Raw genomic sequence first — 12,443 nt, 5'->3', positions numbered from 1 at the left:
CAACCCCAAGGCGGGGTCAGTGAGCGACAGGCTTGCTATCCATTTCCGTCAGCGCCTGGCGCTCGAAAGCCTCGCAGACCTCCTTAATCTGCGTCGGTGAAAGGAATATCCCAAACCCCATCAAGTCGTTGCGGATCTTCATCATCAGATACCCCTCGGTGGCTGACGTGGATACCCGGGCGAAATCGGCATCGAGGAGAAGCCGCAGATAGTTCTGGGAATCCTCGTCGGTCAGATCGCACGCCCACCCAGCCAGCAAATGGTTTCTCCGTGCCCGGATCCAGAACGCCTTCTCGTCGGCATGCCTGAACACCGCTTGGCTGGTGACGGCCTTGGCGTGGAAGGTGTCGACGATAGATGGAGATGCCTTCAGAAAAGCCACCGATACCCTCCCAAAAGCTCAATGGCGACGAAGACGCCTTGCCGTGAGATGCGCTGCCCGCCGCTCGATTTTAAGGCCGATCTGCGGTTGGGCGCAAAGCGGTTGAAGTCGTGGGTATCGAAGAAAGGGAGATCAGGCGGCGGAAAGGTTTGCAAGGTGACGCCGGTGCCTCCTCATTATCTCCGCGGTGACGCCACGCAGATGAGGCACTGCTGGTATGGTTGGGGATTATTTGTTCGCCTCCGGCTCCAGTTGGAGGATCGGCGCGGTTATCCCCACTTTATCGTCACCTACCTCAAACCGGGGCCATTTCCGGAGAACGGGCCGGAGACGTCTTTCGTAAAAATCAGCTCGTGTTTTCCAGACACGCGGCCAAGAACGAGGCGATTGGCCTGCTGGCGGATCGATAGTCCGGCGGGAAAGACTTCCGGAGACCACATTGCGGGAAGTTCCAGCGTCAGCCCTTCGAGTGGCTGCGGCGCAACGAGAGTGAGGACCACGCGGCCATTCTTTTCGATGGCATCGACCCCGAGTTGATCGCGGGCCGCCCACCATTCCCCGAATTGGCTGACGGAGCCGTACCAGACGCCGTCGCCTTGCGCCTCGACGAATTTTTTCTCGAAGTCCAGCTTCTGCCCCAGGATGTCGGGGTGGATCAGGACGACGAACAGTCCGCCGTAGCGTTTCAGGCGCTCGGCCAGCGCAAGAGCCTGCGGCAGCCGGTCGAGCATGGGGCCGTCAAGCTCGTCCTCGACGGTCACGGGAAATTCGAAGATGGGCGTCTCCGCCACGTTCTCCCGGCCATGGGTCAGTTGGAACGGCAGGTGGGTCAGGGAATCGTTGGCCGTCACCGATGAACTGAAGCGGTAGCCCGCAGCGGCCAGCGCCTGGGGTAAGGCGAAGGGATTGGCCAGGTGGCCCGGCCGAAACGACGAGACGACGTCGCCCGGCAGGAAATGTTCGAGGAGGAAACGGCTGACCCGCAACTCGCCCAGGATCGTGCCGTTCTCGGCCACCGTCCTGTTGCGCACGAAGGGGGCGTAGTCGGGGTAGCGCTCGGTTCCGTCGCCCAGGGGAAAGTCTTTGAAGGGGCGGGCGTGGGAAACGGAGTGGCTGGCGATTTCCATGCCCGTGGCCCGCAAGTCCCGCAGCATCCTGACGCCCTTGTCGGTGAAGAACACGTCGTCGTTCCAGTCGCGGACGTATTTGACCTGCATGAAATAGGTGGCGGTGATCCCCCGGCTCCGCTCGAACGCGGCATAGGCCAGGGCGTTTTCCAGCGAGCGGGTATAATCGATGTCGTGGGACACGATGACCGAGAGCGGCTTGCCCTGGGGAACCGTGGACAGCGTCACCGCATCGGGTTCACCGGCCCGGTAGATGTTGCGGACGGCCCGCAACAGGACGTCGAGCGTCGGCTCGAACCCGTTGACGTATTGGCGGGCGATATCCTGCTGCCGGTTGTCGTAGCCGCGCGCCAGAAGGTAGCCGAGATCGGGGCCGATGGCGTAGGCGCGGCCGGTCTCGTCGCCCAGGATCGCCGCGCTTCCATCCTGGTAGGTCGCCAGGGGCGGACGCTTTGGGTTCGAATAGGCGTAGCTGCCGGTGGGAGCCACCTGCCGGCCGCCGATGCGGATCGAGGTCTCGGCGGTGTCGTCCAGCCCCCGTGTCAGCACCGAGCGTCCCTGGAAACGCAATTCGGTCGCCGTCCTGGGGCCCGCCTCGTCGAAGCCGAACAGCTTATCCAAGCCGCCGCCCAGCACATGCTGGGCGATCAGCGTGCCGCCCTTTGCCGGAAACTCGGCCAGGGCCTTCAACGCCTGGGGCGGCAGCACCTGGCCGCTGACGCGCGGATAGACGAACACGACGCGGTGCGCCAGGGCCTTGCGGTAATCGTCGGTGATGACGAAGGGCACGCCGATGGTCCGCAACCCATGGGCCAGGGCCAGCCAGTCGGAGGCCGGGTCGGTCAGCAGGATGGCGAGGCGGCTGTTTCCCCCCTCGCCGAAGCGCCGCCAGTCGGCGGGCGCCGCCGGGGAAACCGTGGTGGTTCCGTCCGGTCCCGCCACATCCGGGAACCGGTAGAGCGCGCCGCGGAAGAATCCCCGGATGCCGTCCCACAGCGAGCTTTCCGCCGAAGCGGCCGTGGTGGCCGCGACCGTCGCGATGAAAAGGCCGGCCAGGACGGCGTTTCTAATCCACGCCATGGATCGCCATCCCCAGAAATGACGGCCATGGGGCCAGCTGCCTTTCCAGGGCGCGCAGGATGTCGTCGATCCGAGCGTCCGCGCCGTGAAAGGTCAGGGCGCTTCCCGGCGCCACGGATTTGCCGGCCAGGGCAAGGGGCGTTCCCGCCGGATCTTCGGCCTGTTGGTCCATCAGGACCAGGGCGTCGCCGCCGTCGAGGGCGATCCGCCACAATTCGCCGCGCCGGGTGGGGGAGGCGCGGTACATCCGGATTTCCTCGTCGGCGAGCGGCCCGAACTCCACCGCGATTCGAATCCCCTTCTTCCTGGCCATGGCCCAGGCCAGGAACGGCTGGGCACCGTCGACGATCCGGCGCGGATCGGTACGGTAATCCATCACCGCCAGACTTTGTATCTCGGGCCCCAGGCGGTCGAGAATGCGCTCGCGGCGGCTGGCGGAGCCGAACCAGACGGGAACCGCCGCCTCCACCGGCAATCCCGCCCCAGCCTGCGCGACGGCGTTGGCCGTTTCCACGTAGGCCGCGTCCCAGGCGGCGGGATCCTGGGCATAGCCGGGCAGGAGATAGGGCTCGATGTCCAGTTGAAGACCGGCCAGCCGCCGGTCCGGGGGATTGGCAGTGTTGTAGGCGGCGTAGGCCCCTGCCCATTGCTCGAAGCGGGGGCGCTCGGACGGCAGGACGGCATGCGGATCGCCGATCACCGCCCAGACGGCGATGCCTCGCCGCCCTGCCTCGGCGATGAAGGCGCCCAGACGGTCGGCTTCCTCCACCCCGCCGTCACCGACGGGAACCGTGACGTAGACCATCCGGGCGTCATGGCGGACCAGATGCTCGATCAGGGACGAGGCCGTTTCGCGCCAATGGGCGGGCCGCCACATCCAGGCGGATCGGAGGGGCGTCTGGACCGACGCGGCTGCGGTCAGCTCCATGCTGGAAAGCTTCAGCGTTCCGCCGGCGCGTGGGCATTCCACCATGGCCGAAAAGCCGGCCTCGCCCCAGGAGAGATCGGGGATGGGAAGTTGGGGCGCGCCTCCATCGAGGCGTCCAAGCAGCAGCGGATTCTGTTGCTGCTGCCGTGGCGCGTCGGACAGGCCGAACCACCATGCGCCGCCATCGCCCTCGACCTTGAGCCGAACGGACAATCCCGACAGGGGCGGCATGGTCCGCTGTGGCTGGGCCAGCACGAAACCCGCCGGCTGCTCTCCCGGACGGCAGGAGAGAATGGCCTGATCGGCGCGCCGCTCCAGGCCGGCCCGCTCCTCGGTGCCGAAGGGCCTGATGTCGAGCATGGGCAGGATATCGGCCCCCAACGGCATCGGTTCGGGCGGGGACGGGGCGGCGGGCGCTTCATCGGCGAAGTGGATCTCGGAAACCTCGAATCCCCCGGAACCGGCCGGGCCTTGCAGGCTGACGCCGCGCTCGAACCGCCCCGGTCCGTCGGGAAGGGGGCCGAACCACACCACCTGCCCGGCGGCGACCGGGATGGGTGTTGCCCGACATCCCTCGGCGGGAATGCCGTCTCCCAGGGTAAGCCAGCGCCGCTCGCCGGGCGGCTGAAAAACAGGGCGGGAGCGGCCATGCGTCCCCGCCGCCTCGGGCCCGGCGCACCAGCCGACCCAGCCGTCCGTTCCGGCCATGGACGGTCCGGCAAGCAGCAGCAGGGCGGCCGCCAGCGCCGCCGGCTTCCCCTTGATCAAGCCGAACCCCGTGGGTTGGGGATATGGCGGGCGACGACCTTGCGCAAGGCGGTTCTCAGCGCTTCTTTTTCGACGGTCTTGACGATGTAGTCCTTCGCCCCGGCATCCAGGGCGTCCAGCACCATGGATTCCTGGCCATGGGACGACACCACCACGATCACCGCGGAAGGGTGGGCTTCCATGATCTGGCTGGTTGCGGCGATGCCGTCCATTCCCGGCATGGTGATGTCCATGGTCACCAGATCGGGCCGCAGGGACTGGAACATGGCAACCGCTTCGGCGCCGTCGGCGGCGAAGCCGACGACCCCATACCCGAATTCTTCCAACAGCGACGCCAGGCGCTTGCGGGCGACGCCGGAATCATCGACGACAAGGACGGAAACAGCGGAGGGGGACATGGCGAGGCCGTTCCTTTCACGCTGCCACTTGGCAGGATTCGGCGGGCAGGCGGAACACGAAGGTGGTCCCCTGGCCCTGATTGGTGACGATGGCGATGTCTCCGCCAAGCCCGCGGGCGGCCACATGCACGGCGGCCATGCCGACGCCCCGGCCCGACCACGGATTGGCTTCGTCCCGGCTGGACAGGCCGTCGCAGAACACCAGGTCGGCCAGGGATGCGTCCTTCAGGGCCGGATCGGCGGCGCGACGGCGCAAGGCCGCCACGTCGATTCCGGCGCCGTCGTCGGAGATTTCCACCATGATGCCGTCCTCCGTCCTGCCGATGCGACACGTTATGCTGCCGCCCCGGGGCTTTCCCGCCGCGTCGCGGGCGTCGGCCGTTTCGATCCCGTGATCGATGGCGTTGCGGAACACGTGTCCCAGGCTGCGCAGGAAGGGGCCGAAGCGATCGGGGTCGATCCTGATGTCGGCGCCCGACACCTCGAAGCGGTCGAGCTCCTTGCCCAGCCGTTCGGCCATGCGCCGCGCCATGCGTTCGTAATCGAGCAAGGCATGCCGCAGCGACGCCATGCGGATTCGGGACAGTTCGATCAGCACCGGCAGTTCCTCGCCCGGCAGGTCGCCCGCCTGCAGATGGCGGTTGGCGAAGCGTTCGAAGGTGACGGCCTGGACCGGATCGATGGTGACGACGTTTCTTCGCTCGATGAAATCCTTGCCCAGCGCCTGGGTGATGACGGAAAGGTCCGTCTCCATCAGGTTCAGCCAGTCGATGGAGAACACCATCCCGGCGACCTGGGCGGAGGAGGGCTCCTGGTCCAGCTCGCGCAGTTGCGTCTCCACATCGTGCAACTGGGCCGGCAGGCGCTGGAAGCCGAACTGGTTGAAGGTGCCCTTGAAGGTGTGAATGGCGCGGTAAAGCTCGACCGGCGCCCGCTCGCTCCAGGACGAGGAGCCGGCGGCGACGAATTCCCGGAAGCCGTCGAGCGCCGCGAAGAAGTCGTCCTGGTCGGTCACCGCCGCCAGCACCATCTCCATGCGGTGGCGCTCGCGGTCGACGGCGTCGTTCAGGCGCTTGCGCTCGGTCACGTCCGACAGGACCAGCATCACGCCGCCGTCGACCGCGATGTACTGGGCCGACAGGTAGTGCTCGCCCACCGCCAGGTTGCGGGGAAGCAGCGAAAGATAGACTTCGGCCCGGATCGGCGTGTCCGCCTCCCAGGCGGCGCAGGCCCGCGCCACGCTGCGACGCATCAGGGCCCTGGCGTCGGGGTCGTTGCTGAACAGGAGCATGTCGACCGGATGTCCTTCCGGTTCACGCCCCAAGGCCGAAACGCAGGCGCGGCTGTAGCGCCCGTGTACCACCAGGTCGGGCCCGAAGAACAGGAAGCCCTGGCCGGAATTGTCCAGCAGCATGGCCACTTCCCGCAGCGCCTGCTCCGCCTGCCGGTGGGCGACCACCGCCGTCTCGCGCGCTTCCACCATGGCGAGGTGGAACGAGACGGAACGGCCGGAGAAGGCGCGGAAGACGGCGGCGATGTACAAGATCGCCGTGACGACGGTGGTGATCGCCGTCGGGGAATAGGGATGCTGCAGATAGGAATTGGCGACAACCACGAAGGCGATGGAGATGACGGTCATCAGATTGCCGGCCCAGGCCCCGATCAGCAGATAGGCGGCGGGGATGCTGAGCGGGAACCACAGAACCCGCAATTCGTCGGCGGTGTTGTACAGGAAGGCGATGGCTTCCAGCAGAAACGACACCAGCATGCCCGGCACCATGATCCGCGACAGGTGGGCGGGGCGGGAGCGTATGGCCACGTAGCAGCCCAGGAAGACGGCGCAGTAAAGCTCGCCGCCCCACAGGTAATAGGGATGCAGATGGGCGGCGCCGCCTAGGGCGGCGATCACGAAGATGCCGGTGACGGTGGCGCTGAACAGCAGCAAGATGCAGGCGAAGCGGTGCTGGAAGCGGCGGTATTCGTCGCCCGGCTCGAAGCGATAGGTGCCGAAAACCAGATTGCCGAAATCCATTGCGGTTCCCTCCCCTCTGGTTCAGTCCTGACGGTTGGTCGGTTGGCGGCCGAAGCCCTGGCGCGTCATGGTTCCCCATTGGCCGCGCGTGCCCCGCAGGAAGCGCCACCATCCCTCGACCCGCCACAGGGTGTTGATCTGGCGGTAGCCGAAATTCTCGAGAACGGCGATCAGGAACAGGATCGCCAGGTCGCGGGCGCGGGGAAACCGCCTGAGTTCCAGCTCTTCCAGGATCAGCGACGACACGCTGATGAAGACGCCGAAGACGCAGGTCAGGGCGAAGAAGGCCAGCGGATACTCCGCGTCGAGCATGCCGATCAGCCAGAGCAGCGGCAGCAGCGCATAGCCCAGGGCCTCGAGCGGCGGCCCCAGCACGTCGACGATCAGCACGTGGCCGAAGCCGATCAGCCCGATGCGGCCGTAGCGGGGATTGAGGGCCATGTCGCGGTGACGGGAAAAGGTTTCCAGCGCGCCGCGCTGCCAGCGGATGCGCTGACGCCGCAAGACGGCTGCCGACGACGGCGCTTCCGTCCAGCACACCGGCTCGGGCACGAAGCGGATGGCGTAGGGGCGTCGCGCCGCGATCATGGCGCGGTGCAGCTTGACGATCAGCTCGAAATCCTCGCCCACCGTATCGTGGCGATAGCCGTTCACCTGGATGGCGGCGTCGCGGCGGAAAATGCCGAAGGCGCCGGAAATCAGGGTGACCGCCCGCATCTCGCTCCAGGCCAGCCGCCCCATCAGGAAGGCCCGCAGGTATTCCATGGTCTGGAACAGGGGCAGGATGGCGGTGGGCAGGCCCACCCGGACCACCTGGCCGTTCTCGACGGTGCAGCCATTGGCCAGACGGACGGTGCCGCCCACCGCGATGGTTTCCTCGGGCGCGTCGACGAAGGGTTCGACACAGCGCAGCAAGGCGTCGGATTCCAGCACCGAATCCGCATCCACGGCGCAGAACAGCGGCATGCGAGAAATGTTGATCCCGGCGTTCAGGGCATCGGCTTTGCCCCCGTTGTCCTTGTCGACCACCAGCAGCGACGGGAAGGCGGGATTGCCGTAAAGGCCGTGAATTGTCCGATGCGGAACGGCATGATCCCAGGACCGCGACACCGGCCGCAGATCGAACCCGGCGATCAGGGCGTCCAGCGTGCCGTCGGCCGAGCCGTCGTTGATGACGACCACCTCGAATTGCGGATAGCGCAGGGCCAGCAGCGAGCGGACGCTTTCGACGATGGTGGTCTGCTCGTTGTAGGCGGGCACCAGCAGCGAGATGGGCGGCGCCACCTCGGCATATTGACGCCAAAGATTGTCGGCCGCGTCGAAATGGGTGCGCCGGGCCAGATGGCGGTAGGCCAGCAGCAACTGGACGGTATAGACGGCGTTCTGGGCCAGCCCACCGGCGATGACTGCCCATGAAACCGGCTCGGCCAGCAGCATGACCAGACTGAAGAAGGTCAATTCCGTCATGATGGGACCGCTCCGGATTCGGCCAGGACCAGTTGCGCCGTCTGGGCGGCGGGGCCGGTTCCCTTCGCCGTGCGCTCCAGCGCCTCCATCCCCTGCATTCCCAGTTTGGTCAGGGCTTCCGAGACCCGGAAACGCACCCACCATTGCGGATCGGACAGCGCGGCCTCCAGGGCCGGGACGGCGGAAGACAGGCCGATCTGGCCCGCGCATCGCGCCGCCTGCCCCCGAACCTGCCAGGCCGCATCGGCCAGCCCGCCGGGGATGGCCCGTTCCGCATCGGGATGACCGAGCTGGGCCAGGGCGCGGAAGGCTTCGGTCCGTACCGTCACATCGGCATGGGACGCCGCCTCGATCATGAGGTCGATGGCCCCCAGGGTCCCGCTCTGCCCGAGCGCATGCAGGGCCGCGGCCAGAACCGGCGGCCGGGGATCGGCGCGCATCAGGTCCACCAGTTCCAGCGGCGACGAGGCGGCGATCAGGACCAGCAGGGCGCGCAGCCGCAGAGATCCGGCATGTTCCAGCCCGCCCAGCGCCTCGGCGATGACCGGCAGCGGGGGCGGGCTGCCCCATTCCGCCAGGGCGAAGGCGGCGCTCATGCGGACGGCGGAAACCGGGTCGCGGCACAGGACATCCATCAGGGCGGAACGGACATCGTCGCGGTCGAACGGAGCCAGGCAGGAGACGGCCCTCTCCCGGCGCCGGGCCGAACGGGCCGTCATGTCGGCCAGCACCGCCTCGACGACGCCGTTCTCCTCCATCGCCGCCAGCAGACGGGCGCGATCCTCGCCCCGGACCAGGTCCACCAGTTCGCGCCCGATCTCGGCCAGGATGCGGCGATCGCTCTGGCCGGTGACCGGCGGCAGGGCCGAACGGTCGTCGGCATCGATGGCGGCGATGAGGTGGGCCTGCAACTGGGCACGCCTTGCCGCGTGGCGTGCGTCGGCGCGGTCGATGAACACGCGCCGTCCGATCAGGACAGCCATGAACAGCAGCGAAATCGCGGCCAAGGCCAAGCTGACGGTCCAGATGACCTCCAGCGGGCTCATGGCTAGAACCGCACGGACAGGGCGGCCCCGACGGTCTTGCGCCAGGGATCGCCGCGACTGGCCGAGAGGGTGACGTCCACATCGGGGGTCAGCCCGACCACCACGCCGCCGAACCGGCTGCTGGTATAGGCGGTGACGTTGGCGTTGGTTTCCGGGGCGTTGGAATAGCCTCCGAAAATGCGGAACCATTCCAGCGCCTGCCAATCCGCCCGGGTTTCATAGCCCGGATGGGGCTTGCCGTTCTCGTCGGTGACGCGCAGGACCCGCCCGGTGAGCCAGACCCGCCCGTCGAACAGATATTGCTGCAGGCCCGGAGCCACGACGCTGACCGTTCCGCTGCGATAGGCGGAGCGCTGCCAGTCCAGGGACAGCCAGGTGGCGTCCAGCAGCCCCTTGTCGTCGCGGACCCTGACCGCGCCGCCGAGATTGATCCGGCGCTTGGGCAGGAAGTCGGCGTCGGGGGTCATGCCCACCGCCGCCGAGCCCCGCAGCCAGGGAAGGAAGCGGTGGTCCGCCCCCACTTCCACGTAGCGGTCGATCAGGCTGAAACGGTGGGACTGCCAGCCGATGGCGTGAATTTCGGTATCGTCGGACAGGGCGTAGCCGACCCGCAGGCTGCTGTCCTGCCATTCCTTCAACCCCTGCGGCCCGAACCGGCTGACGTCCAGGCCGGTGTCGACCCGCCAGCGCCGCTTGCGGGCGGCCTCGACCCGGGCGAGGCCCTGCAGCGCGTCGCCGTGATCGGGGCTGAGCGTCAGGGCCCGCTGGTAGCGCCGGTGGGCCGCCGCCACATCGCCGCCATACCAGGCGATGTCGCCCGCCAGGATCAGGATCTCGGCATTGGCCGGATGCTGCTTTCGCAGGACCGATACGGCCTGGCCGGCGTCGTCATTGCGTCCCGACCAGGCCAGCAGCCGGGCCTCCAGGATGCGGGCTTCGACGTCATTGGGGTTTTCCGCCAGGATCCGGCGCACCACGGCCAGACCGGCTTCCGCCTGATTGTCGTGGCCAAGGCGGGTCGCCTCGGCCATCAGGGCGTCCCGCGAGGCCTGTGCGGCCAGCGCGGACGACAGTCCGACCATGGCCAGGCAGACCACGGCGGCAACACGCAGAGTGCGGATCATTGCCTGGGCGCCTCCAGCAGACGCTTGACCCGCAAAACCAGCTCCTCGGGGATGAAGGGCTTGACCAGATAGTCGGAAGCGCCGGCCGAGAGCGCACCCACGATGTCCTTTTCCCCCTTGAGGGAACTGAGCATCAGGATGGGAATCGACGCGGTCGCATCGTTGGCCTTCAAGGTCTTGATGACGGCAAAGCCGTCAAGGCCGGGCATCATGCCATCGAGCACAAGGATGTCGGGCATCAATCGATGGGCGGCCTCGACCGCCTTCACGCCATCTTCCACCGCCACGACGTTGAAGCCCCTCGATCCGAGGCGGTGCGCAAGAAGCTGGGTAACCAGAGGATTGTCATCCGCCACCAAAACGGTTCTGTTCAGCACGACCACATCGCCTCCAAAAGACATGGGCAGGCCACATTATATATCCCAAAGGTATCTTTGCGTGAAATGCCATAATTGGTGGCAAGCCTTGCGTGGCTCAAATGGCTTGAGGCATCCAGCGGCATAAGGGGCTTTTCCCCATGCGGGCGAAACGATCCGAGCCGCCGCCCCGGCTGATCCCATGGCTAGGCCGGGCGCCGGCAACCAAAACAAAACGCCGCCAACCTTTTGGGGTGGCGGCGTTTTCGATTCTGGATACGGGATTGGGCGGCCGGGGCGCGGTGTCCGCCGGGCAATCAGATCAGCCCCAGCGCCCGCAATTCGGCGGCCATTTCGGGGGGCGGTTCCTGCTCGCCGGGGCGGCGGTCCCGCGGGGCGGATTCGGGGGGCAGGTAGCGCCAGCCCTGGAACGGCTTCATGGCGCGCGATTCCACGTTGACCACCTTTGCGTCCAGGATCAGGCGGCAGCGCGGCCGTCCTTCCTCGTCCCAGTCTTTCTGCACCTCCAGCACCCGCTGGCGCGCCGCGATGAAGCCCTTGATGACCCAATAGATCGAGCCGTCCCCGGTCAGTTCGTCGGCGCGCTTGGGAACGGAGCGGGTCAGGTGGAAGATGTGGCCGAAGGCAGCCAGCCGCGCCGCCTGGAACGCCTTCAGGGCGTCGATGCCGTCGCAGCCCACTGCCAGCTTGACCAGGTGAATCATGTCCTTCTCCGAGTTCACGCGGTTCGGCCGAAAGGCCGATGTCCTCTCGCCCCCATGATGGGGGAGGCGTCGAGGCCATGGCAACCCGGATCCCGGACTTTTCTCAGGCCGGAACGCGGGGGCGGAATGGGACGGGTATGGTCTATTCCACCGCCAGGATGACGTGGGAGGCCTTGAACAGGGCCCAGGCCGCTTCGCCGGGGATCAGTTCCAGCTCGTCGGCGCCGTCGCGGGTGACCACCGCCGCGACGGTCTTTCCGCCGCCGATGTCGAGGATCACCTCGGCGCTGACCGGGCCGTCGTCGCGCCGGGCGACGATGCCGGGAATGCGGTTGCGGGCGGAGACCGGCGGGCATTCGCTGCCGGCGGCCAGCATGACGAACGAGGCCTTGACCAGCGCCGTCACCGCCTGGCCCTTGGCGATGCCCAGGTCCTCCATGCTTTCGGCGGTGACCACGGCGGCCAGGGTAAGCTGATCGGTGAGGCGCAAGATGACCTCGGAATTCACCGCGCCGGGGCGGATGTCCTCGACGGTGCAGCGGAAGGCGTTGCGGGCGCTGGTCTTCATGCCGAGGCTCCGGATCAGGGTCAGGGGATCAAGGGGGGAGGCGCTGGCGGCGAACAGGGCGGCGGCGCGGGCGAAGCGTTCCTCCAGCATCCTGAAGGCGGTGATCAGGGCCTGGCCGTCCTCGGTGACCATGGCGCCGCCGCCGTGCTTGCCCCCGGCCTGGGCGGAAACCGCCGGGCGGGGCAGCAGGTTGTTGACCGCGGCCAGGGCGTCCCAGGCCGCCTTGTAGCTGAGGCCCACCGCCTGGGCCGCCTTGGTGATGCTGCCGTGGGCGGCCACCGCCTCCAGCAGGGCGATGCGGTCCCGCCCCACCGGCGAGCGATTGCTTCCCTTAAGGGCCAGGATGGCTTCGATCTGGTCTTCGCTCACGCGGGGTCCTCCGTAATATAATCAGAATATATTACGATGGACCCCGGACGTCAGCTTGAAAATGGCGGCGGGA

At 67.3% G+C, this 12,443-nt stretch carries 11 protein-coding genes; all 11 read right to left on the bottom strand.

The genetic code is table 11. From position 1 onward, the window contains the following. Positions 1-16 precede the first annotated feature (16 nt). Positions 17-382 carry an ATPase inhibitor subunit zeta gene (locus tag XM1_RS21035; protein ID WP_231920613.1) on the bottom strand — a complete coding sequence of 122 codons (366 nt, stop codon included), beginning with the start codon at positions 380-382 and terminating at the stop codon, positions 17-19. Between the two features lie 290 nt (positions 383-672). Then, positions 673-2,589, bottom strand: a complete 1,917-nt coding sequence (locus tag XM1_RS21030; protein ID WP_068436956.1) for a hypothetical protein — start codon at positions 2,587-2,589, stop codon at positions 673-675. Further along, the gene (locus XM1_RS21025; RefSeq protein ID WP_068436955.1) at positions 2,576-4,285 is read right to left on the bottom strand and encodes a hypothetical protein; all 1,710 of its coding nucleotides are present in this window, start codon (positions 4,283-4,285) and stop codon (positions 2,576-2,578) included. Before XM1_RS21025 ends, XM1_RS21030 begins: the two co-directional genes overlap by 14 nt. Further along, the gene (locus XM1_RS21020) at positions 4,282-4,683 is read right to left on the bottom strand and encodes a response regulator (protein WP_068436953.1); all 402 of its coding nucleotides are present in this window, start codon (positions 4,681-4,683) and stop codon (positions 4,282-4,284) included. The genes XM1_RS21025 and XM1_RS21020 overlap by 4 nt, the downstream gene beginning before the upstream one ends. A 16-nt stretch (positions 4,684-4,699) precedes the next feature. Then, entirely contained in the window at positions 4,700-6,715 is a 2,016-nt protein-coding gene (locus XM1_RS21015; RefSeq protein WP_068436949.1) for an ATP-binding protein, read from the bottom strand. A 21-nt stretch (positions 6,716-6,736) separates the two neighbouring features. Beyond that, positions 6,737-8,182 carry a glycosyltransferase family 2 protein gene (locus tag XM1_RS21010; RefSeq protein ID WP_156428816.1) on the bottom strand — a complete coding sequence of 482 codons (1,446 nt, stop codon included), beginning with the start codon at positions 8,180-8,182 and terminating at the stop codon, positions 6,737-6,739. Next, positions 8,179-9,228 (bottom strand): HEAT repeat domain-containing protein, encoded by a 1,050-nt coding sequence (locus XM1_RS23650; RefSeq protein ID WP_082700634.1) that lies wholly within the window; start codon positions 9,226-9,228, stop codon positions 8,179-8,181. The genes XM1_RS21010 and XM1_RS23650 overlap by 4 nt, the downstream gene beginning before the upstream one ends. A 2-nt stretch (positions 9,229-9,230) precedes the next feature. Beyond that, positions 9,231-10,352, bottom strand: a complete 1,122-nt coding sequence (locus XM1_RS21000) for a YaiO family outer membrane beta-barrel protein (protein WP_068436946.1) — start codon at positions 10,350-10,352, stop codon at positions 9,231-9,233. Next, entirely contained in the window at positions 10,349-10,735 is a 387-nt protein-coding gene (locus XM1_RS20995) for a response regulator transcription factor (RefSeq protein ID WP_197603091.1), read from the bottom strand. The genes XM1_RS21000 and XM1_RS20995 overlap by 4 nt, the downstream gene beginning before the upstream one ends. A gap of 290 nt (positions 10,736-11,025) precedes the next feature. Further along, the gene (locus XM1_RS20990; RefSeq protein WP_068436942.1) at positions 11,026-11,433 is read right to left on the bottom strand and encodes a DUF1489 family protein; all 408 of its coding nucleotides are present in this window, start codon (positions 11,431-11,433) and stop codon (positions 11,026-11,028) included. Between the two features lie 142 nt (positions 11,434-11,575). Continuing rightward, positions 11,576-12,370: a TOBE domain-containing protein gene (locus XM1_RS20985; protein WP_068436939.1), complete on the bottom strand. Its 795-nt coding sequence runs from the start codon at positions 12,368-12,370 to the stop codon at positions 11,576-11,578. Positions 12,371-12,443: the final 73 nt, after the last annotated feature.

Origin of the sequence: Magnetospirillum sp. XM-1, from assembly GCF_001511835.1 — a bacterium.
Lineage (GTDB): Bacteria > Pseudomonadota > Alphaproteobacteria > Rhodospirillales > Magnetospirillaceae > Phaeospirillum.
The sequence above is the reverse complement of the archived record's forward strand: the minus strand, read 5'-3'. Positions and strand labels throughout refer to the sequence as shown.

Coding starts and splice junctions, on each gene's coding strand:
- XM1_RS21030 (WP_068436956.1), bottom strand. CDS start 2,589: ATGGCGTGGATTAGAAACGCCGTCCTGGCCGGCCTTTTCATCGCGACG.
- XM1_RS21020 (WP_068436953.1), bottom strand. CDS start 4,683: ATGTCCCCCTCCGCTGTTTCCGTCCTTGTCGTCGATGATTCCGGCGTC.
- XM1_RS21015 (WP_068436949.1), bottom strand. CDS start 6,715: ATGGATTTCGGCAATCTGGTTTTCGGCACCTATCGCTTCGAGCCGGGC.
- XM1_RS21010 (WP_156428816.1), bottom strand. CDS start 8,182: ATGACGGAATTGACCTTCTTCAGTCTGGTCATGCTGCTGGCCGAGCCG.
- XM1_RS23650 (WP_082700634.1), bottom strand. CDS start 9,228: ATGAGCCCGCTGGAGGTCATCTGGACCGTCAGCTTGGCCTTGGCCGCG.
- XM1_RS21000 (WP_068436946.1), bottom strand. CDS start 10,352: ATGATCCGCACTCTGCGTGTTGCCGCCGTGGTCTGCCTGGCCATGGTC.
- XM1_RS20990 (WP_068436942.1), bottom strand. CDS start 11,433: ATGATTCACCTGGTCAAGCTGGCAGTGGGCTGCGACGGCATCGACGCC.